This is a genomic window from Pseudobutyrivibrio ruminis DSM 9787 (assembly GCF_900218035.1).
Lineage (GTDB): Bacteria > Bacillota > Clostridia > Lachnospirales > Lachnospiraceae > Pseudobutyrivibrio > Pseudobutyrivibrio ruminis.
In genome coordinates, this window is record NZ_OBMR01000013.1 from 1 (window position 1) to 21,878 (window position 21,878).

General features: G+C 37.4%; 19 protein-coding genes, 1 tRNA gene, 1 rRNA gene, 1 pseudogene and 1 riboswitch. Of the genes and pseudogenes, 15 read left to right on the forward strand and 7 right to left on the reverse strand.

Annotated features, from left to right (window positions below; translation table 11 throughout):
* The 3 genes from CRN97_RS12280 to CRN97_RS12290 form a co-directional block, all read left to right on the forward strand.
* A 23S ribosomal RNA gene (locus CRN97_RS12280) occupies window positions 1–103 on the forward strand; the annotation flags it as partial.
* A gap of 74 nt (window positions 104–177) precedes the next feature.
* A tRNA-Thr gene (locus CRN97_RS12285) sits at window positions 178–250 on the forward strand.
* 73 nt (window positions 251–323) lie between these two features.
* Window positions 324–1,454: an SLC13 family permease gene (locus CRN97_RS12290; protein WP_179670753.1), complete on the forward strand. Its 1,131-nt coding sequence runs from the start codon at window positions 324–326 to the stop codon at window positions 1,452–1,454.
* A gap of 36 nt (window positions 1,455–1,490) precedes the next feature.
* Here CRN97_RS12290 and CRN97_RS12295 read toward each other — a convergent pair whose 3' ends face one another.
* Entirely contained in the window at window positions 1,491–1,796 is a 306-nt protein-coding gene (locus CRN97_RS12295; RefSeq protein ID WP_097077087.1) for a hypothetical protein, read from the reverse strand.
* Between the two features lie 10 nt (window positions 1,797–1,806).
* Window positions 1,807–2,184 carry a hypothetical protein gene (locus CRN97_RS12300; protein ID WP_044938741.1) on the reverse strand — a complete coding sequence of 126 codons (378 nt, stop codon included), beginning with the start codon at window positions 2,182–2,184 and terminating at the stop codon, window positions 1,807–1,809.
* 282 nt (window positions 2,185–2,466) lie between these two features.
* Here CRN97_RS12300 and CRN97_RS12305 point away from each other — a divergent pair, with 282 nt between their 5' ends.
* On the forward strand, window positions 2,467–2,769 hold the full coding sequence (locus CRN97_RS12305; RefSeq protein WP_049960421.1) for a DUF3303 family protein: 303 nt from the start codon (window positions 2,467–2,469) through the stop codon (window positions 2,767–2,769).
* A 98-nt stretch (window positions 2,770–2,867) separates the two neighbouring features.
* Entirely contained in the window at window positions 2,868–3,410 is a 543-nt protein-coding gene (rbr, locus tag CRN97_RS12310) for a rubrerythrin (RefSeq protein ID WP_097077088.1), read from the forward strand.
* Window positions 3,411–3,450: 40 nt separating this feature from the next.
* Here the strand turns inward: rbr and CRN97_RS12315 are convergent.
* Both CRN97_RS12315 and CRN97_RS12320 read right to left on the reverse strand, forming a co-directional pair.
* A pseudogene (locus CRN97_RS12315) lies at window positions 3,451–3,642 on the reverse strand (hypothetical protein); the annotation flags it as partial.
* 13 nt (window positions 3,643–3,655) lie between these two features.
* Window positions 3,656–5,245 (reverse strand): Y-family DNA polymerase, encoded by a 1,590-nt coding sequence (locus CRN97_RS12320; protein ID WP_097077090.1) that lies wholly within the window; start codon window positions 5,243–5,245, stop codon window positions 3,656–3,658.
* Between the two features lie 172 nt (window positions 5,246–5,417).
* On the opposite strand from CRN97_RS12320, the gene CRN97_RS12325 reads away from it, so the two are divergent.
* Both CRN97_RS12325 and CRN97_RS12330 read left to right on the forward strand, forming a co-directional pair.
* Window positions 5,418–6,920, forward strand: a complete 1,503-nt coding sequence (locus CRN97_RS12325; RefSeq protein WP_097077091.1) for an NAD(P)H-hydrate dehydratase — start codon at window positions 5,418–5,420, stop codon at window positions 6,918–6,920.
* A gap of 293 nt (window positions 6,921–7,213) precedes the next feature.
* On the forward strand, window positions 7,214–8,479 hold the full coding sequence (locus CRN97_RS12330) for a GGDEF domain-containing protein (protein WP_179670754.1): 1,266 nt from the start codon (window positions 7,214–7,216) through the stop codon (window positions 8,477–8,479).
* Here the strand turns inward: CRN97_RS12330 and CRN97_RS12335 are convergent.
* A complete protein-coding gene (locus CRN97_RS12335) occupies window positions 8,465–9,427 on the reverse strand; it encodes an ion transporter (RefSeq protein ID WP_330400140.1) in 963 nt (320 codons plus the stop codon). The genes CRN97_RS12330 and CRN97_RS12335 overlap by 15 nt on opposite strands.
* Window positions 9,428–9,454: 27 nt before the next feature.
* Entirely contained in the window at window positions 9,455–10,249 is a 795-nt protein-coding gene (locus tag CRN97_RS12340; RefSeq protein WP_097077094.1) for an N-acetylmuramoyl-L-alanine amidase, read from the reverse strand.
* A gap of 107 nt (window positions 10,250–10,356) precedes the next feature.
* A riboswitch (Lysine riboswitch) is annotated at window positions 10,357–10,547 on the forward strand.
* 86 nt (window positions 10,548–10,633) lie between these two features.
* Between CRN97_RS12340 and dapA the strand changes: the two genes are divergently transcribed.
* The 8 genes from dapA to CRN97_RS12380 all read left to right on the forward strand — a co-directional run bounded on the left by dapA (window position 10,634) and on the right by CRN97_RS12380 (window position 20,433).
* Window positions 10,634–11,518 carry a 4-hydroxy-tetrahydrodipicolinate synthase gene (gene dapA / locus CRN97_RS12345; protein ID WP_074791639.1) on the forward strand — a complete coding sequence of 295 codons (885 nt, stop codon included), beginning with the start codon at window positions 10,634–10,636 and terminating at the stop codon, window positions 11,516–11,518.
* Complete coding sequence (locus tag CRN97_RS12350) at window positions 11,505–13,040, forward strand: Na+/H+ antiporter NhaC family protein (protein WP_097077095.1); 1,536 nt, start codon at window positions 11,505–11,507, stop codon at window positions 13,038–13,040. The genes dapA and CRN97_RS12350 overlap by 14 nt, the downstream gene beginning before the upstream one ends.
* A gap of 43 nt (window positions 13,041–13,083) precedes the next feature.
* Window positions 13,084–13,560 carry a KdsC family phosphatase gene (locus tag CRN97_RS12355; RefSeq protein ID WP_097077096.1) on the forward strand — a complete coding sequence of 159 codons (477 nt, stop codon included), beginning with the start codon at window positions 13,084–13,086 and terminating at the stop codon, window positions 13,558–13,560.
* The gene (locus CRN97_RS12360; RefSeq protein WP_097077097.1) at window positions 13,560–14,324 is read left to right on the forward strand and encodes a TraX family protein; all 765 of its coding nucleotides are present in this window, start codon (window positions 13,560–13,562) and stop codon (window positions 14,322–14,324) included. The genes CRN97_RS12355 and CRN97_RS12360 overlap by 1 nt, the downstream gene beginning before the upstream one ends.
* A 114-nt stretch (window positions 14,325–14,438) precedes the next feature.
* Complete coding sequence (locus CRN97_RS12365) at window positions 14,439–15,794, forward strand: uracil-xanthine permease family protein (RefSeq protein WP_097077098.1); 1,356 nt, start codon at window positions 14,439–14,441, stop codon at window positions 15,792–15,794.
* 104 nt (window positions 15,795–15,898) lie between these two features.
* Window positions 15,899–16,537, forward strand: coding sequence for a uracil phosphoribosyltransferase (gene upp, locus CRN97_RS12370; protein ID WP_033153058.1), 639 nt, complete (start codon window positions 15,899–15,901; stop codon window positions 16,535–16,537).
* A gap of 11 nt (window positions 16,538–16,548) precedes the next feature.
* Window positions 16,549–18,825, forward strand: a complete 2,277-nt coding sequence (locus tag CRN97_RS12375) for a cyclic nucleotide-binding domain-containing protein (RefSeq protein ID WP_097077099.1) — start codon at window positions 16,549–16,551, stop codon at window positions 18,823–18,825.
* A 105-nt stretch (window positions 18,826–18,930) separates the two neighbouring features.
* Entirely contained in the window at window positions 18,931–20,433 is a 1,503-nt protein-coding gene (locus CRN97_RS12380; protein ID WP_033153060.1) for a flotillin family protein, read from the forward strand.
* Between the two features lie 48 nt (window positions 20,434–20,481).
* On the opposite strand, the gene CRN97_RS12385 is transcribed toward CRN97_RS12380, so the two are convergent.
* Entirely contained in the window at window positions 20,482–21,852 is a 1,371-nt protein-coding gene (locus CRN97_RS12385) for an MATE family efflux transporter (RefSeq protein ID WP_097077100.1), read from the reverse strand.
* Window positions 21,853–21,878: the final 26 nt, after the last annotated feature.

The following is a 21,878-nucleotide window of genomic DNA, read 5'->3' on the forward strand; positions in this document are numbered from 1 at the left end:
AAGGAAATAAGATCCCTTATAGACGATAAGGTAGATAGGTTCAAGGTGTAAGTGCGGTAACGCATTCAGCTGATGAATACTAATAGATCGAAGGTTTATTCTAAAAGGAAGATGTGTAGCGAATTTTCGGACACTAAGTTTTACTGTGTGAAGTTTTGAGGTTGTTATTTATAACAAGCCGATGTGGCTCAATTGGCAGAGCAGCTGATTTGTAATCAGCAGGTTATCGGTTCGAGTCCGATCATCGGCTTTGACTTTAAATCGCATGCTTAATAGCTTGCGATTTTTTTTTATAATTTTTTATTATATGTGGGGATTGTATTGTGGAAGCTATAAAACATTTTATTAAAAATGAAATTGTACTGTGTGTAGCATTGGTTTTATCAATTATTTCTTGCTTTTTTGTCCATCCAAGTAGGGATTATTTTAACTATATTGATTATCGTACGCTTAGTATTCTTTTATCTTTGATGATAACAATGGCTGGCTTTCAGAGATTATCAGTATTTAGACAGATAGGTGAAATACTGGTTGGTAAGATGAATTCTATACGAGGTATAGTTTTGATCTTATTGGGATTGTGCTTTTTTTCAAGTATGTTTATTACAAATGATGTAGCACTGCTAACATTTGTACCATTTTCTATAATTACACTTTCAATCTCAAATAGAAAAGATTTGTTTATTATTGTTATCGTACTTGAAACGATTGCGGCAAATCTTGGAAGCATGCTAATTCCTTTGGGAAATCCACAAAATCTCTATTTATATTCATTATCAAATATGAATTTGTTAAGCTTTATTTCTATAATGTTACCTTATAGTATATGTGCATTCATCCTTTTAGTTTTAAGCACATATTTATTTGTGAAAGATGCTCCTGTATCTGGTTCAGGGGATTCAAAAAAGGTATATAACAGAACACCGTATGAAAAGAAATTGATTAGATTATATATATTTGCATTTTTAGCATCATTATTAGTAGTGGCAAGGATAATACCTTATTATGTTTCTTTGATAGTAGTAATTCTATTGGTTGTGATATTTGATAGAAGAGTGCTTAGAAAGCCTGATTATTCTTTACTGTTTACTTTTGTTTTTCTATTTGTATTCATTGGTAACATGAAGAATATATCAATTATTAGTACTTTTTTAGAAGCGTTGATTAAGAACAATGAAGTGATAGTTTCAGTTTTTCTGAGTCAGTTTATAAGCAATGTGCCTGCAGCTATACTTTGTTCAGGATTTACAAATGATATACCAAAACTGATTATAGGCACGAATCTAGGTGGATTAGGGACTCTTATTGCTTCAATGGCAAGCCTTATTTCATTTAAACAATATAGCTATATTGATGGAGCTGATAGCAAAAAATACATTAAAGTATTTTCTATATTTAATATTGTTTTTTTAATTATTATGCTTATAGAGTATACGATTATATATTTGGTATAAGAAAAGCCTCGTGCTCAGCACGAGGCTTTTAATCTTTTAGTTTGATAATGAATGTCTAATTACGCCTTTTGGATCTTTAATTAAGATAAAGACAATCCAAATAACAAGTGCTAATGCAATAACAGAAAAACCGAGGAATGTATCATTGATCATATCTTCCAAGGCTGGAGTAAAGTACTCGGCACGTAGTTCTGCATATTCGAAGATTGCATCTACGAACCACATAATTGATGCACCCCAAAACATAAACATTAACACATGAAGTTGCATATCATTATTTTTGCGATTATACCATAATACTGTACTAATAACCGCAGCGATAACTGTAATCAGTAATGTCATATTATCCCCCTTAATTAGTTGTTTTCATTGTAGAAATAGGTCTTTTTACAATCATATCAGCTGTAACGCACATGCCAATCCAAATAACTGTTACTAGAACTGCCATTGATACACCTACAGTTGCAATTTCATGAAGCATTTCCTGAGTATCTTCTGGATTAGACATTGCTGTTAAAAATGGGAAGAAAGGTTGTACTTCTCCGTGCCATACATGCTCAAATGCAAGTAAAGCAGAACCTCCCCATAAAAGATTTGAAAGCCATTTTAACTTTCTTGTCATAGGTACTGCCATGTTATCTTCATGTTTTTCTGTACCCTGTTTTTCCATTCTTTTCTTAATGATTGTTGTTACGACAGCTTCTCCAGCTGGAACAGTAAAGCAAGCCATAATTCCCCTCCTTAAATGTATTGGTTGATTCAATTTTGTAATGAATCTCAAATAATTATAGCAGCGTAAAACCAAGTATTATAGGGGATTGCACTAATTCGTGTATTCAAAAAAATATAGCTGTTATTCCGATGAGGAATATCTTACATATTAATGATTAAATAAAAATGCTTATAGTCAAATACAATCCGTATTTTATTTTGAATTTTGGAGTAAAAGCGCTATAATAGGCTTCGAGTTTGTTTTTTACTCAAAAGATATAATGTTAGAGAGAGAAAGAGAATGTTAAAACAGGTAGTTATTTGGACATTACAGGATAAATGTTTTGGCCCAAACCTTAGTGCTATTAAAGGCAATATTAAAACGAGATTCGAAGAGTTAAATGGACAGGTTCCAGGACTCAATAGAATTGAGGTACACAGTGAGTGCATGAGTTCATCTAATGGTGATGTTATTATGGTAGCAGAATTTGAAGATGAAGCATCATTAAAGCAAAGAGAGAATAATGAAATGTGGAGTGCAGCAATGAAAGAGACAGTAGTTCCATTTGTTGATGTTACAACACATGTTGAGTATGCATATTAATAATGCACTAAATTGCACTAATTAATTTTACACAATATAAACTTTAGATGTGTTACAATCTTCTTATAGATACTATTAATGTATAAGGAGGATTTGTGATGGCAGAAAACAAATATGCAGGTACTAAGACAGAGAAGAACCTTTGGGAAGCTTTTGCTGGCGAATCAATGGCAAGAAACAAATATACATATTTTGCATCAGTTGCAAAAAAGGCTGGTTATGAGCAGATCGCAGCGTTATTTTTAAAGACTGCTGATAACGAGAAAGAGCATGCAAAACTTTGGTTTAAAGCTCTTGGTGAAATAGGAGATACACCTGCCAATCTTTTACATGCTGCAGAAGGCGAAAATGCTGAATGGACAGATATGTATGACAGAATGGCTAGAGAAGCTGAGGAAGAAGGTTTCCCAGAGCTTGCAGCACAGTTTAGAGGTGTAGGAGCTATTGAAAAGGAACACGAGGAAAGATATCGTAAGCTTTTAAATAATGTGGAAGCTATGGAGGTCTTCAAAAAGAGTGGTGTAACAATGTGGGAATGCCGCAATTGCGGACATATAGTTGTTGGAGTAGAAGCCCCTGAGGTTTGCCCAGTCTGCAAGCATCCAAAGGCATATTTTGAAGTAAGATCTGAAAACTATTAAGATTAATAAAAGCTGGAGCAAATAAGCTCCAGCTTTTTTATTCGTGAGATTTTTGGGCCTCTTCGTTAATCATATCTTCGTAACCGGTAAGAGCTGCAAAGGGTGCAAACTGAGCAGCACGATCATACAAGCTCATATGTGGATGGGTGAGAGATTGGTGGTGAGGCATATCGATTATATCTTTGTATACGATTCGTGGGTCTGGTTCGTTTTTTCTATATTCTTTTGCCATAGTTTTACTCCTTTTATTCACCAGAAGAATGGCCACCAACTTGTTTATTGCGTTTCATGGTCATGGCACCATCTTGGAGATTCATACCTTTTAGTACCGAATTTTTTCCAAATTTATCATGCATTGCCAGGGTGGCTTTTTGAAGCTTACGTTCTTTTTCAGCAGCTTTATCAGCCGCTTCTTTTTCCTTTTCCAATGCATTATAGTTAGTGAAAAGATCCATTTGGTAAGGCACATCATCCGGTATTTTATTAATAGGAATCAGATCACAGGCTACAACATTAATTCTGCGAACTAATAGATCAGAATCGATGATACGGTCGTATAGCTCAACCATTGTCTCCATAATTCTTTGGGTGGAGCTGGTCCAACGGTCTAAGTTGCCTGTCCCATGTGCATGATAAGGGATGGGGCGACCGAAGTGATCAACAGAAACTTTTCCAGTATAGTATTTATTTGTGCCGGCTATTTTAAAAGTAGATCGTCCTATACTTGAACCTTCTTTTTCAAATTCCAAGCTTGTTCTATCGTATCCGATGGTTAATTCAATCTTTTTGGTAACCAAATCCTTTCTTACTAAATCAAGAACCAAAAGCTCTGTCATTTCTTTGACTATGAGCCTAGCCTTGTCTGTAGTGTAAGGTTCCATAAGAACTTGACCACTGGAAAGGCTGTTTGTTTGAGGTCTATAGCTTTTGATAGTGGCAATTTCGGTAGGCTCCCAACCCCATGCGTGGTCGATTAGTAGCTCGGCATTAATACCTAATGCTTTATATAGGACATCCTCGCTGTATACGCTGGTGCGTGCAATATCTCCCATAGTAAATATGCCCAGTTTTGCAAGGCGACGGGCAATACCACCACCTACGCGCCAAAAGTCTGTGATAGGCTGATGACACCAGAGAAGTTCACGATAGGTTCTTTCGTTCAGTTCAGCGATTCTAACACCCTGTTCATCCGCAGGAACGTGTTTGGCAACAATATCCATTGCTATTTTGGCAAGGTACATATTGGTCCCAATGCCAGCCGTTGCTGTGATGCCCGTTTCCTTAAGAACATCACGAATCATACGCATTGCAAGCTCGTGAGCGGTACAAGAATAGGTATTTAAATAGCCTGTAACATCGATGAAGCACTCATCAATGGAATAAACATGAATATCATCATCTGAAACATAACGAAGATAAATAGAAAAAATATAAGTGGATATTTCTTCATATCGTTTCATTCTAGGTGGAGCTGCAATATAAGCAAGCTCTAGCGAAGGATCTTTTTCCAACTCTACTGCATCAGAAGATGAACCTGTAAAGTGGTATTCTCCAGTTTCTGGATCCTTTGGAAGTAATCCTAAAGCAAGGGCACGACTAAAACGATCTGCATTTACCTCTTTTACTCTTTGGATGACTTCAAATAAACGGGCTCGACCTGAAATTCCATAGGCCTTCAGTGAAGGGCTGACAGCTAGACAAATTGTTTTTTCGGTACGGGAGGAATCAGCCACAACCAGATTAGTAGTAAGTGGATCCAAGCCCCTATCAGTAAGCTCACAAGAAGCATAAAAGGACTTTAAATCGATAGCTATAAAAGCTCGATCCTTTTCCATATGACTGACCTCCTTTCGTAATATTGCAACTTATATGTTATAACCGAACACGCATTCGTGTCAATCGAACATAGAAATATTTTGTAAAATACATAGATTTTGAGTAATGTAGTATACTGTTGTTAGATTTTTGAGTTTACAATCCAAATGAACATTCAAATGGGGGACAACAATGACAGAATTATTATCAGCTAAACAGATGCAGGCTTGTGATAAGAGAACCATTGAAAAACATGAAATACCATCTTTGGTTTTAATGGAAAGAGCGGCTCTTAAAGTAGTTGAAACTATAGAAAAAGAATGTGAGAATGCCAATAGTTTTTCAGTAGTTTGTGGTCCTGGAAATAACGGTGGTGATGGTGTTGCTATTGCAAGACTGTTGCGTCTAAAAGGTAAAACAGTAGACTGCATGGTGCTGGGAGACTCTGAAAAGTTTTCTGAGCAGTTAAAGCAGGAGATAAAAATTGCAGAAAGCTATGGGATGACAATTCACAATAAGCTAATTGAAGAATCTATAGAACAAGCTGATTTAACCATAGATGCTATGTTTGGCATAGGTCTGTCACGAGGATTGTCAGGAGAGTATGATTATGCAGCAGCAATGATCAATCAAGGTGCAAATAGAGTTTTAGCTGTGGATATTCCTTCGGGCTACAATGCAGATAGTGGAAAACTTTTAGGAGAAACTGGCGTAAGGGCGGACATAACTGTTACCTTTGCATATATGAAAAAAGGTATGCTGCTTGGTGATTGCAAAGCAGCTGTTGGAAAAATGGTTGTAGCAGATGTTGGAATCTACCTGGAAAGAGGAACAGACCAATATGAAATTTTAATAGATGATGATATTTTCAAATTTGTAAAGTCACGAGCTGTAGATGCTAATAAAGGTAGCTGTGGAAAGCTTCTTGTTATTGCAGGAAGTGAAAGCATATATGGGGCATGTTATCTTTCCGCCAAATCGGCTCTTACTACAGGTACAGGGCTGGTGAAAATTTATACTCACAAGAATAATATTGCAAGTATTCAGCAAAACTTACCTGAGGCAATGTATGCAGGATATGATGAATACAATGAAAAGGATTTGTCAGAGGAAATAAAATGGGCATCTACTGCTTTAATTGGCCCAGGTTTAGGAACATCTGGCATGTCAAAAAGAATTCTTAAGCAGATATTGAGGGAAGCAAATTATCCCCTAATAATTGATGCAGACGGAATAAATCTGTTAGCAGAAGAAGAGATGAAAGAACTATTCAAGGAAACTTCAGCAAGAGTACCTGTTGTTATTACTCCACATTTAAAAGAGATGGAGCGTTTGACGGGCGTTAAAGTGTCTGATATTAACTATAATATGGAGCAGGTAGCTATGGACTTTGCAAAAGAATATGGCTGCATAGTTGTGCTTAAAAATTTTACTTCGATTATCACAGATGGTACACAGGTCTCTTACGTAAATAGCGGTAATGAAGGCTTGGCAACCCCGGGTTCCGGAGATGTGTTGGCAGGAGTAATAGCATCATTAATATCTCAAAAGGTTAATCCACAGATAAGAGTGGCAGTTTGTGCGGCAACTCATCTTCATGGAAAGGCCGGTACTGAGGCATCAAAAAAATATGGGGTTAGAGGCGTGCTGGCTAGACATATAATTGATGAATTCGGGAATATTAAGGGGTTATAGGCAATAGTTTCACAGTTATTTCACAATGTGGGCAAATTATTATTAGATAAATATGCTAATGTTATACTATGTTTAAGTTTGTTGATTTATACAAAAGAACTCAACATAACGAGAATGCTCAAATTAGAACTTACTTTGCGGAATGCATTGAAAACATCAATAAGAGCAATCTTTACATGATGCGCAAGATCTGCATGTATACTTCGATTATATATTCGCTTCTCTTGATCTTGGCTCATTTTGTTGTGCCTAGTTTTAAATTACATGGCGTGCATTTCTTGATAATTCCCCTTATGGTTGTATATTTTTTTATTAATGTACACCTTAGAAAGCCAGGGGTTCATATAAGTACTCATATGACAGGAATAATATGTGGTATCTTCTATTTCTCGCTAGTAACAATAATAATGCTATTTGATGCAGTTGCAGTTCCAGATCGTCCTGCAGTATGGACGCCGTTAGTTATAGCACTGTTTCCAATGGTTTACATTGATAAAATGTACAAATACGGCATAGAAGAACTTATAGCTATAATAATTTATGCCATAATTGCGTTTTTTAATAAGGAGCCAGAGCTATATACCAGAGAATTGTATATGCTAGTGGCAGCATATGTTTTGTCTATGTTGTCAGCACATATTATTCTTGTAATGCGCAGTCGAGAAGGCTTGGCTATGATTGAATTAAGGCAGCTGAGTTCTTTGGATAAATTGACCCATGTTCTTAATAAAGATGCGCTGATGCAAAGAATGGAGTACCAGTACATTCAAAAGAAGCCAGAAGAGGCTTGCGCGATGCTTATGATTGATTTGGATAATTTCAAGGATGTAAATGATAATCTAGGGCATGATGCGGGGGATAGACTTTTGGAACGTGTGGGACAACTTCTCATTGACAATTTCAGAGCTTACGATATCATTGGACGATACGGCGGAGATGAGTTTGTTGTGCTTATGCCAAAGATGAATGATACAACTATTCTTGAAATGAGATGTAGAACGCTCCAAATGTTTATGACTGATATTAATTTGGGGAATGGACAACCATTTACAGCTAGTATAGGAGCGATAATAGACGATGGAAATCATACATGTAAAGAGATTTTTAGAATGGCAGATGATGCTTTATACAAATCGAAACTAACAGGTAAAAGCAAATGCACTGCTTGGAAAATTGATGGCTTAGATTATCCGATAAAGCCAGTATTAATTGCTTTGACTGATAGAGATGATGGCAAATTCTTAGGTTTAACTGGAGAGGATGCGGACAGATATGAAATTGTAAGGACACATAACGAGGATGAGGCTCTTAGATATATCAGCCAATATCACGAAAAGCTTGAACTTGTTGAAGTTGATATGTCATTAGTGGATGAGAGCGGAATAATAATCAAATATTTAAAGAAAAGGGAAAGCTTTATGAAGATACCTATTCTAGCTATGGCAAGCTCCCCAGAGGAGAGCTTCCAAGCAAAAGAATTAGGTGCAGATGAAGTTCTGCTGATAGATGCAACAGAAGAAATCTATCAGCAAACAATAAAAAGACTAATACGTATGTAAGAAATATACATCGGCGGCAAGGATTACTTTGTCGCCGGTTTTTAATTTGAGCTCCTGCAGAGGAATGAGAGCTTCATCATCTCGTATAACCACGGCTGGTAAAAAATGATCAGGAGCGCTTATTTCAGATATTCGCAATCCGTTCCAGCAATGAACATCGTTGATATTAACTGTGATTAAATCGATATGTTCATCCTTTGCAAAGTTTGAAAGAAGCTTGACCCTAGAATAGTGCTCAACGAAGCCTGCACTGATAATACCGGTTGGAATAGCAACCACTCCAACGCCCAAAAAAGCTGTTACAATAGCCATTATTCTGCCTGCAACAGTGATTGGATATATATCACCATACCCTACTGTCAATAAGGTAGATACAGACCACCATATTCCTGAAAATGCATTTCTGAATACATCAGGTTGAGCATCGTGCTCTGCGTAGTAAATACCAATTGAACTTGCTAACATAAGGATTAGTACTATCATTACGGATGATAGTATTTGATTCTTTTTTTCTTGTAATACTGATATGATTACGGCAAAAGAATCATATTGTCCGTTGATTCTAAACAGGTGAAAGATTCGTACGATTCTAAGGATTCTAAATGCGACAAACCCTGATAAATAGAAAAATGGCAAAATGGTAAATAAATCGACGATGCCATCGAATGAGACTAAAAATTTAAGAATGGCCCTAGGCTTTGAAAGGTTAGGATATAGTAAGTCTGCTGTCCATATTCTTAAAGCATATTCCAAGCAGAAAATAAAGATTGTGATATAGGCTATTTTGTCCATAAAACAAAAATAAGGCGATAATTCACTGTAGGTTTCAAGCACCATCACCAGTATATTAATACTGATGATGATAGTGATAAATATATCAAAAAGCCTACTTGGAATATCATCCTTATTTCCGATTTGAATAATATTAAAAATTCGTTGTTTGTTCAAAACAAAAATCTCCCCAATACATTCCTTCTACTTTAAAGTAAGTCCGTAATAGTTTGCGATACCAGTTGCATCTGCAATACCTAGCTGTTGATACTGCTCAGGTGTTGAAAGATGATTAACTCTATCAGAATAGTTTGTGCAGAAAGCATGCTCAACAATGACACATGGGAATCCTGCTGACTTGGACTGATTTATAAGAGCGTAGAAGTCTTTTGCAGAACCATCTGGATACTTACCAGACTCAGAATCTCTTGTAACAATTCCAGTGCCGTTTGGGCAAAGCTTCCAGTTGTTAACATTAAGACCAGTAGCTGTAAGCTGAGTCAGAATTGACTGGCCAAGTGTAGTACCAGCAACACAGATGTCTGGCTTGTAGTTTGCGTTTGGAACGATAACCTTAGAACCATTCTGAGATGCATCTAAATCTGGATCATAGTCATTGTGCAAGCTAACGATTACATCTGCTTTAACTGATTTTGCGTAGTTGACACGAGCTGACAAGCAAGAAGATTTTGAATCAGGGTCAGCACCGTAAGGACATTCGAAACCATAACGAGTCATATATACTGTAACGCCGGAATACTTCTCTAATTCAGCTTTGCAATAGTATGCAATGTAGAGATTGGCAATACCTTCTTCAAAGTTTTCATAATGACATCCTGTATGAGTAGTGTCATGTCCTGGGTCCAGGACTACAACTATATTTTTCTTAGCTGAAGATTTTGATTTTGCCTCAGAATAGAATGAGTTGCTTGTAAAAAGCAAAGATACAAGAGCAAGTCCAAGAACAAGACTTATCCCTTTTTTTAAAAACGATTTCATCTTATTTTTCCTCCATAAATTTGATTCAATTTTAACATAGATTTACGTTTGTTAGCAATTTATAGTTGACATGTAAAACATAGCGATGTAGTATATACACAAATTTAATAAGAGATAGAGGTTGCGAAAGACAAAAGTAATCTTGTTGATGGGGCAGGCCCATGTGATACAGGATGAAAGGGGATTTCGCCGAAGGAGAGTAGCACCTGATGCTGCTTGTCTTGGGCATATGGTTAATAGCCACATGACTGTCATCTAATGCAATGTTTGCAGTAATAGATGGGGAGCTATCATAAGATGTATTTGATTTATGTTGCCGACCATTTATTGGTCGGCTTTTTTATTGCATCAATTGGGATTTATTAGCTAAAAGGAGGATTTGTAATGAGTATTTTTACAGGTGCAGCAGTAGCGATTGTCACACCATTTAATGAGGATTGTTCAGTTAATTATGAAAAGCTCGATAAGTTGATTGAGTATCAAATTGAAAACAATACAGACGCTATTGTTATTTGTGGTACAACAGGTGAAGCTTCAACTCTTTCACATGAGGAACACTTAGATGTGGTTCGTCATTGTATAAAGACGGTTAATCATCGTGTGCCAGTTATTGCAGGTACTGGTTCAAATTCCACAGAGACAGCTATTTATTTGTCCAAGGAAGCAGAGGCTGCCGGTGCTGACGCTGTACTTTTGGTCACTCCTTATTACAATAAGGCAACCCAAAACGGACTCTATGTTCATTTTAAAGATACAGCTGATGCCATTAACATCCCATGTATTCTCTATAATGTACCAAGTCGTACGGGATGTAATATTCTTCCGGAGACAGCTGTGAGACTGGCAAAGGATGTAAAGAATATTGTTGCAATAAAAGAAGCATCAGGAAACATAAGTCAAATTGCAAAGCTTCTTCAGTTAGCTGATGGATGTATTGATGTATATTCTGGCAATGATGATCAAATCGTTCCAATCATGTCACTTGGGGGGATTGGAGTTATTTCAGTTCTTTCAAATGTTGCGCCTCAGCAGACTCATGATTTGTGCCAGGCATGCTTGGATGGAGATTATAAAAAGGCATCAAAAATGCAGTTAGAAGCATTACCTCTTATTGATTCGTTATTCTCTGAGGTTAACCCAATCCCAGTAAAGAAAGCTCTTAATCTTATGGGATTTGAAGTAGGACCTCTTAGAAAACCTCTTACAGAAATGGAAGATGGACATACAAATATTTTAAAGGAGAACATGAAGACATATGGAATTTACTAATACAATATGGTCGCTTTTGCCACCAATTATTGCTATCGCTCTTGCGTTAATCACAAAGGAAGTTTACTCTTCACTATTCATAGGAATTTTCGCAGGCGGATTATTGTATGCTGGATTTAATCTTACAGCAGCAATGGAACATATCTTTGTAGATGGAATGATAGGTCAGCTTTCAGATAGCTGGAATGTCGGTATTCTGATTTTCTTGGTTGTACTTGGAAGCATGGTCATGCTTATGAACAGAGCTGGTGGCTCGGCAGCTTTCGGTAAATGGGCTGTTACCCATGTTAAAACAAAAGCTGGTGCACAGGTCGCTACTATCGTTCTTGGTATGTTGATATTCATTGATGATTATTTCAACTGTTTAACAGTAGGTTCAGTTATGAGACCGGTTACAGATAAGCACGGCATTTCAAGAGAAAAGCTTGCATATTTAATAGATGCAACTGCCGCTCCAGTTTGTATTATTGCTCCTATTTCATCATGGGCAGCAGCTGTAACAGGATTTGTAGATGGTGCTAATGGTCTTTCATTATTTATTAAGGCTATCCCATACAACTTCTACGCATTATTGACACTTGTAATGATGTTTACAATCACATATATGAACTTTGATTATGGCTCAATGAATTTGGCTGAGCTTAATCACATGGCGCAGAACAAAATCAAAGTTAAAAAGGATGGAGCAGCATTAACAGGAGCGGAGGATCAGCCACATCCACCTGTTTCCCAGAAGGGTAAGGTCGTTCACCTTGTGCTTCCAATTGTTTCACTTATTATTTGTTGTGTAATCGGAATGATTTATACAGGCGGCTTTTTCTCAGGTGAGAATTTCATTGATGCATTTTCAAATTCTGATGCATCGGTTGGACTTGTATATGGTTCAGTTGTAGCACTTATAATTACAATTATTTTCTATCTTGCAACAAAGGTTCTTAGCTTTAATGAATGTATGAATGCTATCCCAGAGGGATTTAAGAGCATGGTTCCTGCAATCTTGGTACTTACATTTGCATGGACATTAAAGTCAATGACAGATTCACTTGGTGCAGCAGAGTACGTTGGTGGACTTGTTGCTGTAATCGCAGATAACAGAGCACTTATGAGTCTCTTACCAGCACTTGTATTTGTGGTAGGTATCTTCCTTGCATTTGCAACTGGTACATCATGGGGAACATTCGGTATTCTCATTCCTATCGTTGTAAATGTATTTGGTGGTGATGTAAATAACGAGCTTATGATTATTGCAATTTCAGCTTGTATGGCTGGCGCAGTTTGCGGAGACCATTGTTCTCCTATTTCTGATACTACAATCATGGCATCCGCTGGTGCAGAATGTAATCACATTAGCCATGTAAGTACACAGCTTCCATATGCGATGACAGTTGCTGTGGTATCATTTGTTTCATATATTATTTCAGGCTTTATTAGAAACTGGGCAATATGCTTGATAATAGGCGTCGCTCTTATGATTGGCACATTATTTGTTATTAAAAATATTTTTGTAAAGAAAACTGCATAAGAATATTGTATAATCTCCTTAGATTTTCTAAGGAGATTTTTTAATGAAGAATATAAAGTATTTAGTATTAGATGTTGATGGAACACTTACGGATGGCCATATTTATATGGGGCAGGAAGGGGAAATAATGAAAGCCTTTTCTGCCAAAGATGGATACGGAATCTGTCATATAGCAAAACCAAATGGAATCACACCTGTTATTATTACAGGCCGTGTTAGTAAGATAGTGGAGAATCGCGCAAAGGAGCTTAGCATCACAGAGATACATCAGGGAGTTGCAGACAAGCTGCCAAAGCTTATGGAGATTCTTGAAAAAAACGGCGATACTTTGGAACAATGTGCATATTGTGGTGATGATTTAAATGATTATGATTGCATGAAGCACATCAAAGACGCTGGTGGTATTGTTGGCTGCCCAGCAGATGCGGCAAAGGAAGTTAATGAACTTGCTGATTATGTTGCAAGTAAAGACGGCGGTAGAGGTGCAGTTAGAGAATTTATAGAATGGTTGGTTGAATAATGGAGAAAAAATCTTTTGAAATCACAGGAACAGGTCTTAAACTGATTGCGGTTATTACTATGTTTATAGACCATATTGGAGCAGGGCTGCTCGAAGTATGGCTTACTAATAATGCTGGTGTTATATCACAAGAACTTTATGGCAAAGTATTTCTTGTTGATGCTGTTTTGCGAAGCATCGGTCGTATGGCATTTCCTATATATTGCTATATGCTTGTGGAAGGTTTTATACACACTAGAAATCTTAAAAAATACGCCCTTCGCTTGCTTACTATAGCGGTGATTTCAGAAGTACCATTTGATTATCTATTTAGAAGAAGTTTCTTTGATTTAAACTACAACAATGTTCTTTGGACCTTATTATTAGGTTTAGGCGTTCTTTATGCTTACTCGTTTATTGATGAATTAGATATTAACGTATATGCGATATATGCTTGTAGGATTCTTGTAATGTTTGCGGGTATGGGAATAGCCTACTTTACTCATCTTGATTATAAGATGGCCGGCGTGACCTGCATATCAGTAATGTATTATTTGAATGGGCCAACTAAAAAACAAAGATTATTGTCCTTTGGAATGGGCGTGCTTATGCTGACACTTATGTCTAGTGTTTTAGAGGTATTTGCATTCCTAATGCTTATTCCTGTTTCATGCTATTATGGAAAACGTGGAGCTGATAGTGTGGCTTTACGTAGATTTTTCTACCTCTTTTATCCTGCCCACATAATTCTACTAGGATTGGTAGCATATGTGCTAAAAATATAGTAGTTATAAATAGTAATAAAAACTATTGTCAAACCTATATCAAAATGATAGAATACTGAAAGTTTAAGTTAATTTAAACTTTCAGTTTAGGTTAAACAAAAAAGGAGGATATGTATGAACACTCATGCACCAATTAAAGATGCCACTCAGCTTGGTATTCCGAAGATGTTAGTTTTGGGACTTCAGCATTTATTTGCAATGTTTGGAGCGACTATTTTAGTTCCAATTCTCGTCAACAACTATTTCGAAGGCGAAGGTCTTTCAATTCAAGTTACTTTATTTTTCGCAGGTCTCGGCACCTTATTTTTCCATTTATGTTCTAAATTCAAAGTTCCCGCATTTCTTGGTTCATCATTTGCTTTTTTAGGCGGATTTCACACAGTTGCTAATTTAAATACAGGTATTTTCAAAAACATGACAATGGGCGAAAAGCTTCCATACGCATGTGGCGGTATTGTTGTGGCTGGTTTATTATATTTGGTACTTGCACTTGTAATAAAACTTGTTGGAATTAAAAAGGTTATGAAATACCTTCCACCAGTTGTTACTGGACCAATCATCATTTGCATCGGATTGTCATTAGCGCCTTCAGCTATAAGCAATGCATCTCAGAACTGGTTGCTTGCAATCATTGCACTTGCTGTTGTTATTATTTTCAACATTTGGGGAAAGGGAATCTTTAGAATCCTTCCGATCCTTATGGGTGTAGTAATCTCATATGCTTGCGCACTTATTTTCAACGCACTTGGAATGACAAATGCAGATGGAAGTGCAATCCTTGATTTTGCAGCAGTTCATGAAGCGTCTTGGGTCGGCTTACCAGATTTCTTCATTTGCAAATTCAATATTTCTGCAATTCTTGTAATGGCTCCAATCGCCATTGCTACAATGATGGAGCATATCGGAGATATGTCTGCTATTTCAGCAACAGTAGGAGAGGATTTTGTTACTAATCCAGGTTTACATAGAACACTTGTAGGTGATGGTCTTGCAACAAGTATTTCAGCAATGTTCGGTGGTCCAGCTAATACAACATATGGAGAGAACACTGGCGTACTTGAGCTTTCAAAGGTTCACGATCCTAAGGTAATCAGAATTGCAGCTTGCTATGCAATCGTACTTTCATTCATCCCTAAGATGGCAGATATCATTGGTACAATGCCAAGTGCAATCGTAGGTGGAATAAGCTTCATGCTTTATGGTATGATAAGTGCAATAGGAATAAGAAACGTTGTAGAGAATCATGTTGATTTTACACACTCAAGAAACCTTATCATTGCAGCAGTTATTCTTGTATGCGGTCTTGGTTTTTCAGATGGTCTTACATTCACAGTAGGAAGCACAGACATTACACTTACAAGTCTTGCAATTGCAGCAATCGCAGGTGTAGTTCTCAATGCTATCATTCCTGGTAGAGATTACGAATACGGTGATCCTGAAAGATACAGATTTGATAAAGAAGGTATTTAATTCTATTTAAAAAAGTTACTGTAGCTGATAAAATAGAAATATAGATATCAACCCTTTCATATTATAAGAGGGATAAATAGATAAATTTTTTGGAGGCTAATTTAATGGAGAAATTAGATAACGTAGTAGAGCTTACACATCCTCTACTTCAGCACAAAATTACAATGCTTAGAGATAAGAACACAGGAACAGCAGAGTTCCGTGCTCTTGTAGAAGAAATAGCTATGCTTGAGGCTTTTGAAGCACTCAACGATTTACAGACAGTAGATATCGAGTGCGAGACACCAATCGAAAAGTGCATGGCACCAGTTATTGCTGGTCGTAAGATGGCAATCGTACCAATCCTTCGTGCAGGTCTTGGTATGGTTAACGGTATTCAGAAGCTTGTACCAACAGCAAAGATTGGTCACATTGGTATGTATCGTGATGAGGAAACACATATTCCACACGAGTATTACTGCAAGCTCCCAAGCCCAATCGAGGAGCGTCTTATCGTTGTAACAGATCCTATGCTTGCTACAGGTGGTTCAGCAATCGATGCTATCACACTTATTAAGCAGCATGGTGGAAAGAGAATCAAGTTCATGGCAATTATTGCAGCTCCAGAGGGAGTTAGAGCTCTTCATGAGGCTCATCCAGATGTTCAGATTTACATTGGTCATATTGATCGTGAACTCAATTCTGATGCTTATATTTGCCCTGGTTTAGGAGATGCTGGAGATAGAATCTTCGGAACTAAGTAAAGGAGTCGACTTTGGAACCTATCACTATTGAGGCAGGTAAAAAGTTAATAAATGAGAATGATCCGGTTGATAGCATGTATGTTGTTATAGCCGGAGAGATAGTACAACAATGGAGGGGCCAGATGTTAAGTCTAGGCCCTGGTACTGTTGTTGGGCTTTCTGATGCTCTCAACCATCAGTATGAAGCAGATTATACTGTAAAAGAAACAGCCACCGTCATTAAATGCAATTATAAGACGATGGCTGATTTTGATGTTATCTTTAATGAACAACCAGTATATATTTTTGGTTTTGCAAAAGGTGCATTCAGACAGTGTAGGGATGTATTTAAAATATATGATTCATACAAAAAGAAGGTAGAGGATTTTACAGATTACTGCAGAGGAATAAACGCTGAGTATCGCAAATTATGCCGCGCAGCTTCTATGACACCTGTAGAGATTCCTTTGTTGGAGGAAATGGAGCCTCTTGAGCTCAAAAATGAAATCCTCAAGTGGGAGCATGATTATATTGATAGCTTAAATTCTGTTGACAATAAAGAAATTGAAAATATATATGGTAAGCGCACTGAAATTGTAAATGGTGTTATTGGTATTAGCTGTGGCTATATGGCTAGAGCTATTGAGTGTGCAGAGACAATGGGCTTTTACATTGAAGAGTTTTCACCTATTCTCCTTTCTCAAGATAGAGGAGATATGTTTGAGTTGCTCTTTAATCTTAGAATATACATGGCAGAACGTGGCATGGAGCAGGATGGCATTATTAAGCTAATGAAGATGCTTTATAAGTATCTTTCAACCTGCGGAATCTACGATAAACAGCTTATCAAAGAAAGATGGGCTGAATACGATTCACACGATTTTGCAGCTTCTGCAGCGGCATTTGATGAAGCAAAGGTGCAAAAGCAAGCTGAATTTACTCAGACCTTCGAGCATATTTGTGAATTTGCTGAGGTGGATGAGGACAAGCAGGATGAGTACAGAAAACAGCTTGATGAATATTTAGCTCTTTCTGACCGAGAGGGCAAAGAAGACAATGAACGTCGTGTAAGAAAGAAAGCTGTAGATTTGTTTTATGATATTTATCGTAAAACATTCTTTAGAGCTTTGGAATTCGAAGCCATGGGTGGTGAGTTAGATACCATTATCCTTATGTTTTTGAATTTTGGTTATATAGACTACGAGGCTGTAGGTGAGGAGCTTACATATCAGCTTGCTGATTTGGTAGAACGCTTAGAAACTCTTTGCGAAAGCGAGCATCTTTTTACAATATACAAATGGCTTCGCAAGGTTTATCAGGCAGACAGAGAGCCAAGCAAGAACGAGCTTGACTTAGACTATAGAGGTTTTGTTCTTGAAGAAAGAAAATCTGGAAACATCCCTGAGTCTGAAATGCAGACTTGGATGAACGACCAGGAACAGAAAGTCATTTTTGAAATTGATAATTTCTTCAAGTCTGCTAATAGAACTACATCGGGAAAGATGACGGCATTCTGTCCAGTTCTTACAAAAGAAGACTTTGGAGCAGAGCCTATGAGATTATTATTGACTCAGGCAAAGCTCATGGAAGCTATGAATCGAATCGAAGAAGTGGATTATGGCATTTTCTTGCGCGAGGGTTATTTTACAGATATGGATACAGGCGTTAAGAGTGAGGCTTATTTAAAGCGAGTCGAGCCTGATATTATCCTTCTTCCAAATGTAGGAATGCGTGCTATGATGTGGCAGGAATGCGGCGGAATAAAGGTGGATTCACCGGGACGTTTCGTATTCCCTATGTTTACTCTTGATGATATCGACAAGATGATGATTTATTGCTGCGGAGCGTTCAGATGGGAAATCTGCAGAAAAGAGCAGGGTTCAAGATGGAATGATATTGGCTCTGAGTGTCTGACATCAGACTTTTATGATTACTTTACATTCTATCGAAAGAATAAAGATCTCTCTGCGGAAAACAAAGAAAAGGTTAAGACGCTTCTTAAATCTTCTCGAAACAATATGCGTGAGGCCTTTACAAAGCAGTACACAATCTGGATTAATTTTGAGGCCCAGGGAAGTATTCGTCTTAATAAGGCAGAAAGAAATATCCTTAATAAACACTGTACATTCTCAAAGGCCTATAGAGCAAAGGTTAGCTCTCATCCAATGTTTGAACAAGGCATATCTCGTCATGAGATTAAGCAGTCTCAAGCATTGCATCATTTGAAAACTATCATTGATAAGGTGGAGAAAAATGATGGTGTAGTTCCTGATGAGGTGAAGCAGGGAATGGAATATTTAAAGATGTAATAAATTCCAAAAAAGTATTTACATACTACTTAAGATGTGCTTTAATATAACTGTCCAAAATAATAGTTTTGGGCAGTTATTTTTTTGAAAGAGAGGGAAAATGTTATGGAACTAATACCTATTATCGCACTTATTATTGTAGTTCTGTTAGTAATTGTGGCAGGCTATGTAAAGGCACCACCAGACAGAGCCTACATCATTTCTGGTCTTCGCAAGACTCCTCGTATTCTTGTGGGAAGAGCTGGAATCAAGATTCCATTCTTTGAAAGAGTTGATAAGCTTTATTTGGGACAGATGACAGTTGATATCAAAACTGAACAGTCAGTGCCTACTAACGATTTTATCAATGTAAATGTTGATGCTGTAGCAAAAGTAAGAATTGGCACAGATGCTTCATCAATTCAGCTTGCAGCAAAGAACTTCTTAAATAAGAATCCAGACCAAATCACTATGGATTTACAGGATTCTTTACAAGGTAACATGCGTGAAATCATCGGCACATTGTCATTGAAGACAATCAATACTGATAGAGATAGCTTTTCTGATCAGGTTATGGAAAAAGCATCTAAGGATATGAACAAACTTGGTATCGAAATCCTTTCATGCAACATTCAGAATGTAACTGATGAGAATGGACTTATCAATGATCTTGGTATGGATAACACTGCTAAGATTAAGAAAGATGCCGCTATTGCAAAAGCACAGGCTGATAGAGATGTTGCTATTGCACAGGCTGAGGCTGATAAAGCTGCTAATGATGCAAGAGTTACTGCACAGACAGAAATTGCAGAAAAGAATAATGCCCTTGCTATTAAGCAGGCAGAGTTGAAGCAGCAGGCAGATACAGCTAACGCTGTCGCAGATGCAGCATATTCAATTCAGCAGCAGGAACAGCAGAAGACAATTGAGGCTGCTACAGTAAATGCACAGATTGCTAAGGCTGAGCGCGAAGCAGAATTGAAGCAGAAGGAAGTTGTTGTTAAACAGCAGGAACTTGCTGCTCAGATTGAAAAGCAGGCAGATGCTGAAAAGTATCAGGCTGAGAAAAAAGCGGAAGCTGAGTTAATTCAGAGACAGAAAAAAGCTGAGGCTGCCAAGTATGAGCAGGAGCGCGAAGCTGATGCAAAGAAAGCACAGGCAGAGGCTCAGAAGTATGCTGCAGAGCAGGAAGCAGCTGGTATTAAGGCAAAGTATGATGCAGAAGCAGCTGGTATTGCTGCAAAAGGTAAGGCGGAAGCTGAGGCAATAAAGGCAAAAGGTCTTGCAGAAGCTGAAGCAATGGAAAAGAAAGCTGAAGCATATCGCAAGTACAATGGTGCCGCTATGGCAGAGATGATGATTAAGGTTATGCCAGAAATCGCTGCTGAAATTGCAAAGCCACTTGCTGCAATTGATAAGATTAACATCTACGAAACAGGCGATGGAAGTGAAGGCGGAGCTGCTAAAATATCAGGTAACATGCCTGTAGTTTTAAAGCAGGTCTTTGATACAATGAGCGAGGCTACAGGAGTGGATCTTGCTGAAATCATGAAAGCTAACACATACGATGCTAAGGTTAACAAAAATGTTAATATTACAGGCGCCAATGTTGACGTGAAAACAGAATAATTGAAATAATAAAGAGCCAACCAGCACGTAACTGATTGGCTCTTTTTATTATAGGTTTCGGAATTCTGGACGAGAGAATTCTCTTCGAATAAGTATGAAACAGATTGTAAACGAAAGAACATCTGCAACTGGTCCTGCATATAATACGCCATTAAATCCAAAGAAAAATGGCAATAGAATAATAAGTGGGGTAAGGAATAAAACTTGTCTTGTAAGTGACATGAAAATTCCTTTGTAAGGTTTTCCAATTGCTGTAAAGAAATTGGAAGTAAGTGGCTGTAAGAAAGCAGTACAAATACCAAATAAGAATATTCTGAAATACTTAGTACAAAAATCAAAATACAACTGTGAACCTGAACCAAAAATTGAAACTATTTGGCGAGGGAAAAGCTGGAAACATAACCAACTTATAGTAGTGATGATTGCAGCTAATTTAATGGCCAGATGATAAGCATCTTTTACTCGCTTGTAGTTTTTAGCCCCATAGTTGAAACTGATGATTGGCTGTAAACCTTGAGAAATACCGATTACAAAAGAGAAGCATATGCCGTTAACCTTTGAAATAATTCCGGCGCAGGTAATAGGAATATCTGAACCGTAAATAGATTGAGCGCCATAGTGTCCCATTACATGATTCATTACAATCTGCACAAGCATCATAGCAATTTGATTAATGAATGGAGCTGTACCTAAGGATGCAATTGCTATGATAATTGAAAGCTGTGGAACAAAATGTTCCTTGTGAAGTTTTACTGTTTTGAATCTAGTCAAATAGAATAAAACCATAAATCCAGCGATATATTGCCCGATGATTGTTGCAATAGCTGCACCTGACATTCCCCATCCGAAGACTGCTACGAATAAATAATCAAGTATCGTATTTACGATAGCACCTACGAGGTTGATTGCCATAGTCATATTTGGGCTGCCATCAGCTCGTACAAGATGACTTCCGCCACCTGATAAGATAAAGAATGGAAATCCAAGCGCGCATATTCTTGAATATTCCATTGCGTATGGAAGAATGTTTTCTGTGGCTCCACATGCTAGCAAAATTGGCTCCAGAAAAAGCTCTGTTAAAGTGGTAAGAATCAAACCACCTATTAGCATTACTGTTACTGCGTTGCCAATGTAATGACCGGCCTTTTCTGTTTCGCCACGGCCCATCGCCAGGTTGAAAGTCGAAGCGGCACCTATGCCACATAACAGTGCAATTGATACATTCAAAATTGAAAGAGGAAACTGGATATTTGTTGCGCCATTACCAAGGGGTCCAACAAAGTTTCCAATGAATAATTGATCCACCATGTTGTAGAGAGAACCTACAAGCATGGCTATTATACTAGGAATAGCAAATTTCTTTAGTAGCTTTCCTACTGGCTCTATACCAAGTGGGTTTATTGTGTTTGTTTCAGTCATAAAATTGAGTTCCTTCTATATTATAG

Coding starts and splice junctions, on each gene's coding strand:
- CRN97_RS12295 (WP_097077087.1), bottom strand. CDS start 1,796: ATGACATTACTGATTACAGTTATCGCTGCGGTTATTAGTACAGTATTA.
- CRN97_RS12300 (WP_044938741.1), bottom strand. CDS start 2,184: ATGGCTTGCTTTACTGTTCCAGCTGGAGAAGCTGTCGTAACAACAATC.
- CRN97_RS12305 (WP_049960421.1), top strand. CDS start 2,467: ATGTTAAAACAGGTAGTTATTTGGACATTACAGGATAAATGTTTTGGC.
- rbr (WP_097077088.1), top strand. CDS start 2,868: ATGGCAGAAAACAAATATGCAGGTACTAAGACAGAGAAGAACCTTTGG.
- CRN97_RS12320 (WP_097077090.1), bottom strand. CDS start 5,245: ATGGAAAAGGATCGAGCTTTTATAGCTATCGATTTAAAGTCCTTTTAT.
- CRN97_RS12325 (WP_097077091.1), top strand. CDS start 5,418: ATGACAGAATTATTATCAGCTAAACAGATGCAGGCTTGTGATAAGAGA.
- CRN97_RS12330 (WP_179670754.1), top strand. CDS start 7,214: ATGGTTGTATATTTTTTTATTAATGTACACCTTAGAAAGCCAGGGGTT.
- CRN97_RS12340 (WP_097077094.1), bottom strand. CDS start 10,249: ATGAAATCGTTTTTAAAAAAAGGGATAAGTCTTGTTCTTGGACTTGCT.
- dapA (WP_074791639.1), top strand. CDS start 10,634: ATGAGTATTTTTACAGGTGCAGCAGTAGCGATTGTCACACCATTTAAT.
- CRN97_RS12350 (WP_097077095.1), top strand. CDS start 11,505: ATGGAATTTACTAATACAATATGGTCGCTTTTGCCACCAATTATTGCT.
- CRN97_RS12355 (WP_097077096.1), top strand. CDS start 13,084: ATGAAGAATATAAAGTATTTAGTATTAGATGTTGATGGAACACTTACG.
- CRN97_RS12360 (WP_097077097.1), top strand. CDS start 13,560: ATGGAGAAAAAATCTTTTGAAATCACAGGAACAGGTCTTAAACTGATT.
- CRN97_RS12365 (WP_097077098.1), top strand. CDS start 14,439: ATGAACACTCATGCACCAATTAAAGATGCCACTCAGCTTGGTATTCCG.
- upp (WP_033153058.1), top strand. CDS start 15,899: ATGGAGAAATTAGATAACGTAGTAGAGCTTACACATCCTCTACTTCAG.
- CRN97_RS12380 (WP_033153060.1), top strand. CDS start 18,931: ATGGAACTAATACCTATTATCGCACTTATTATTGTAGTTCTGTTAGTA.
- CRN97_RS12385 (WP_097077100.1), bottom strand. CDS start 21,852: ATGACTGAAACAAACACAATAAACCCACTTGGTATAGAGCCAGTAGGA.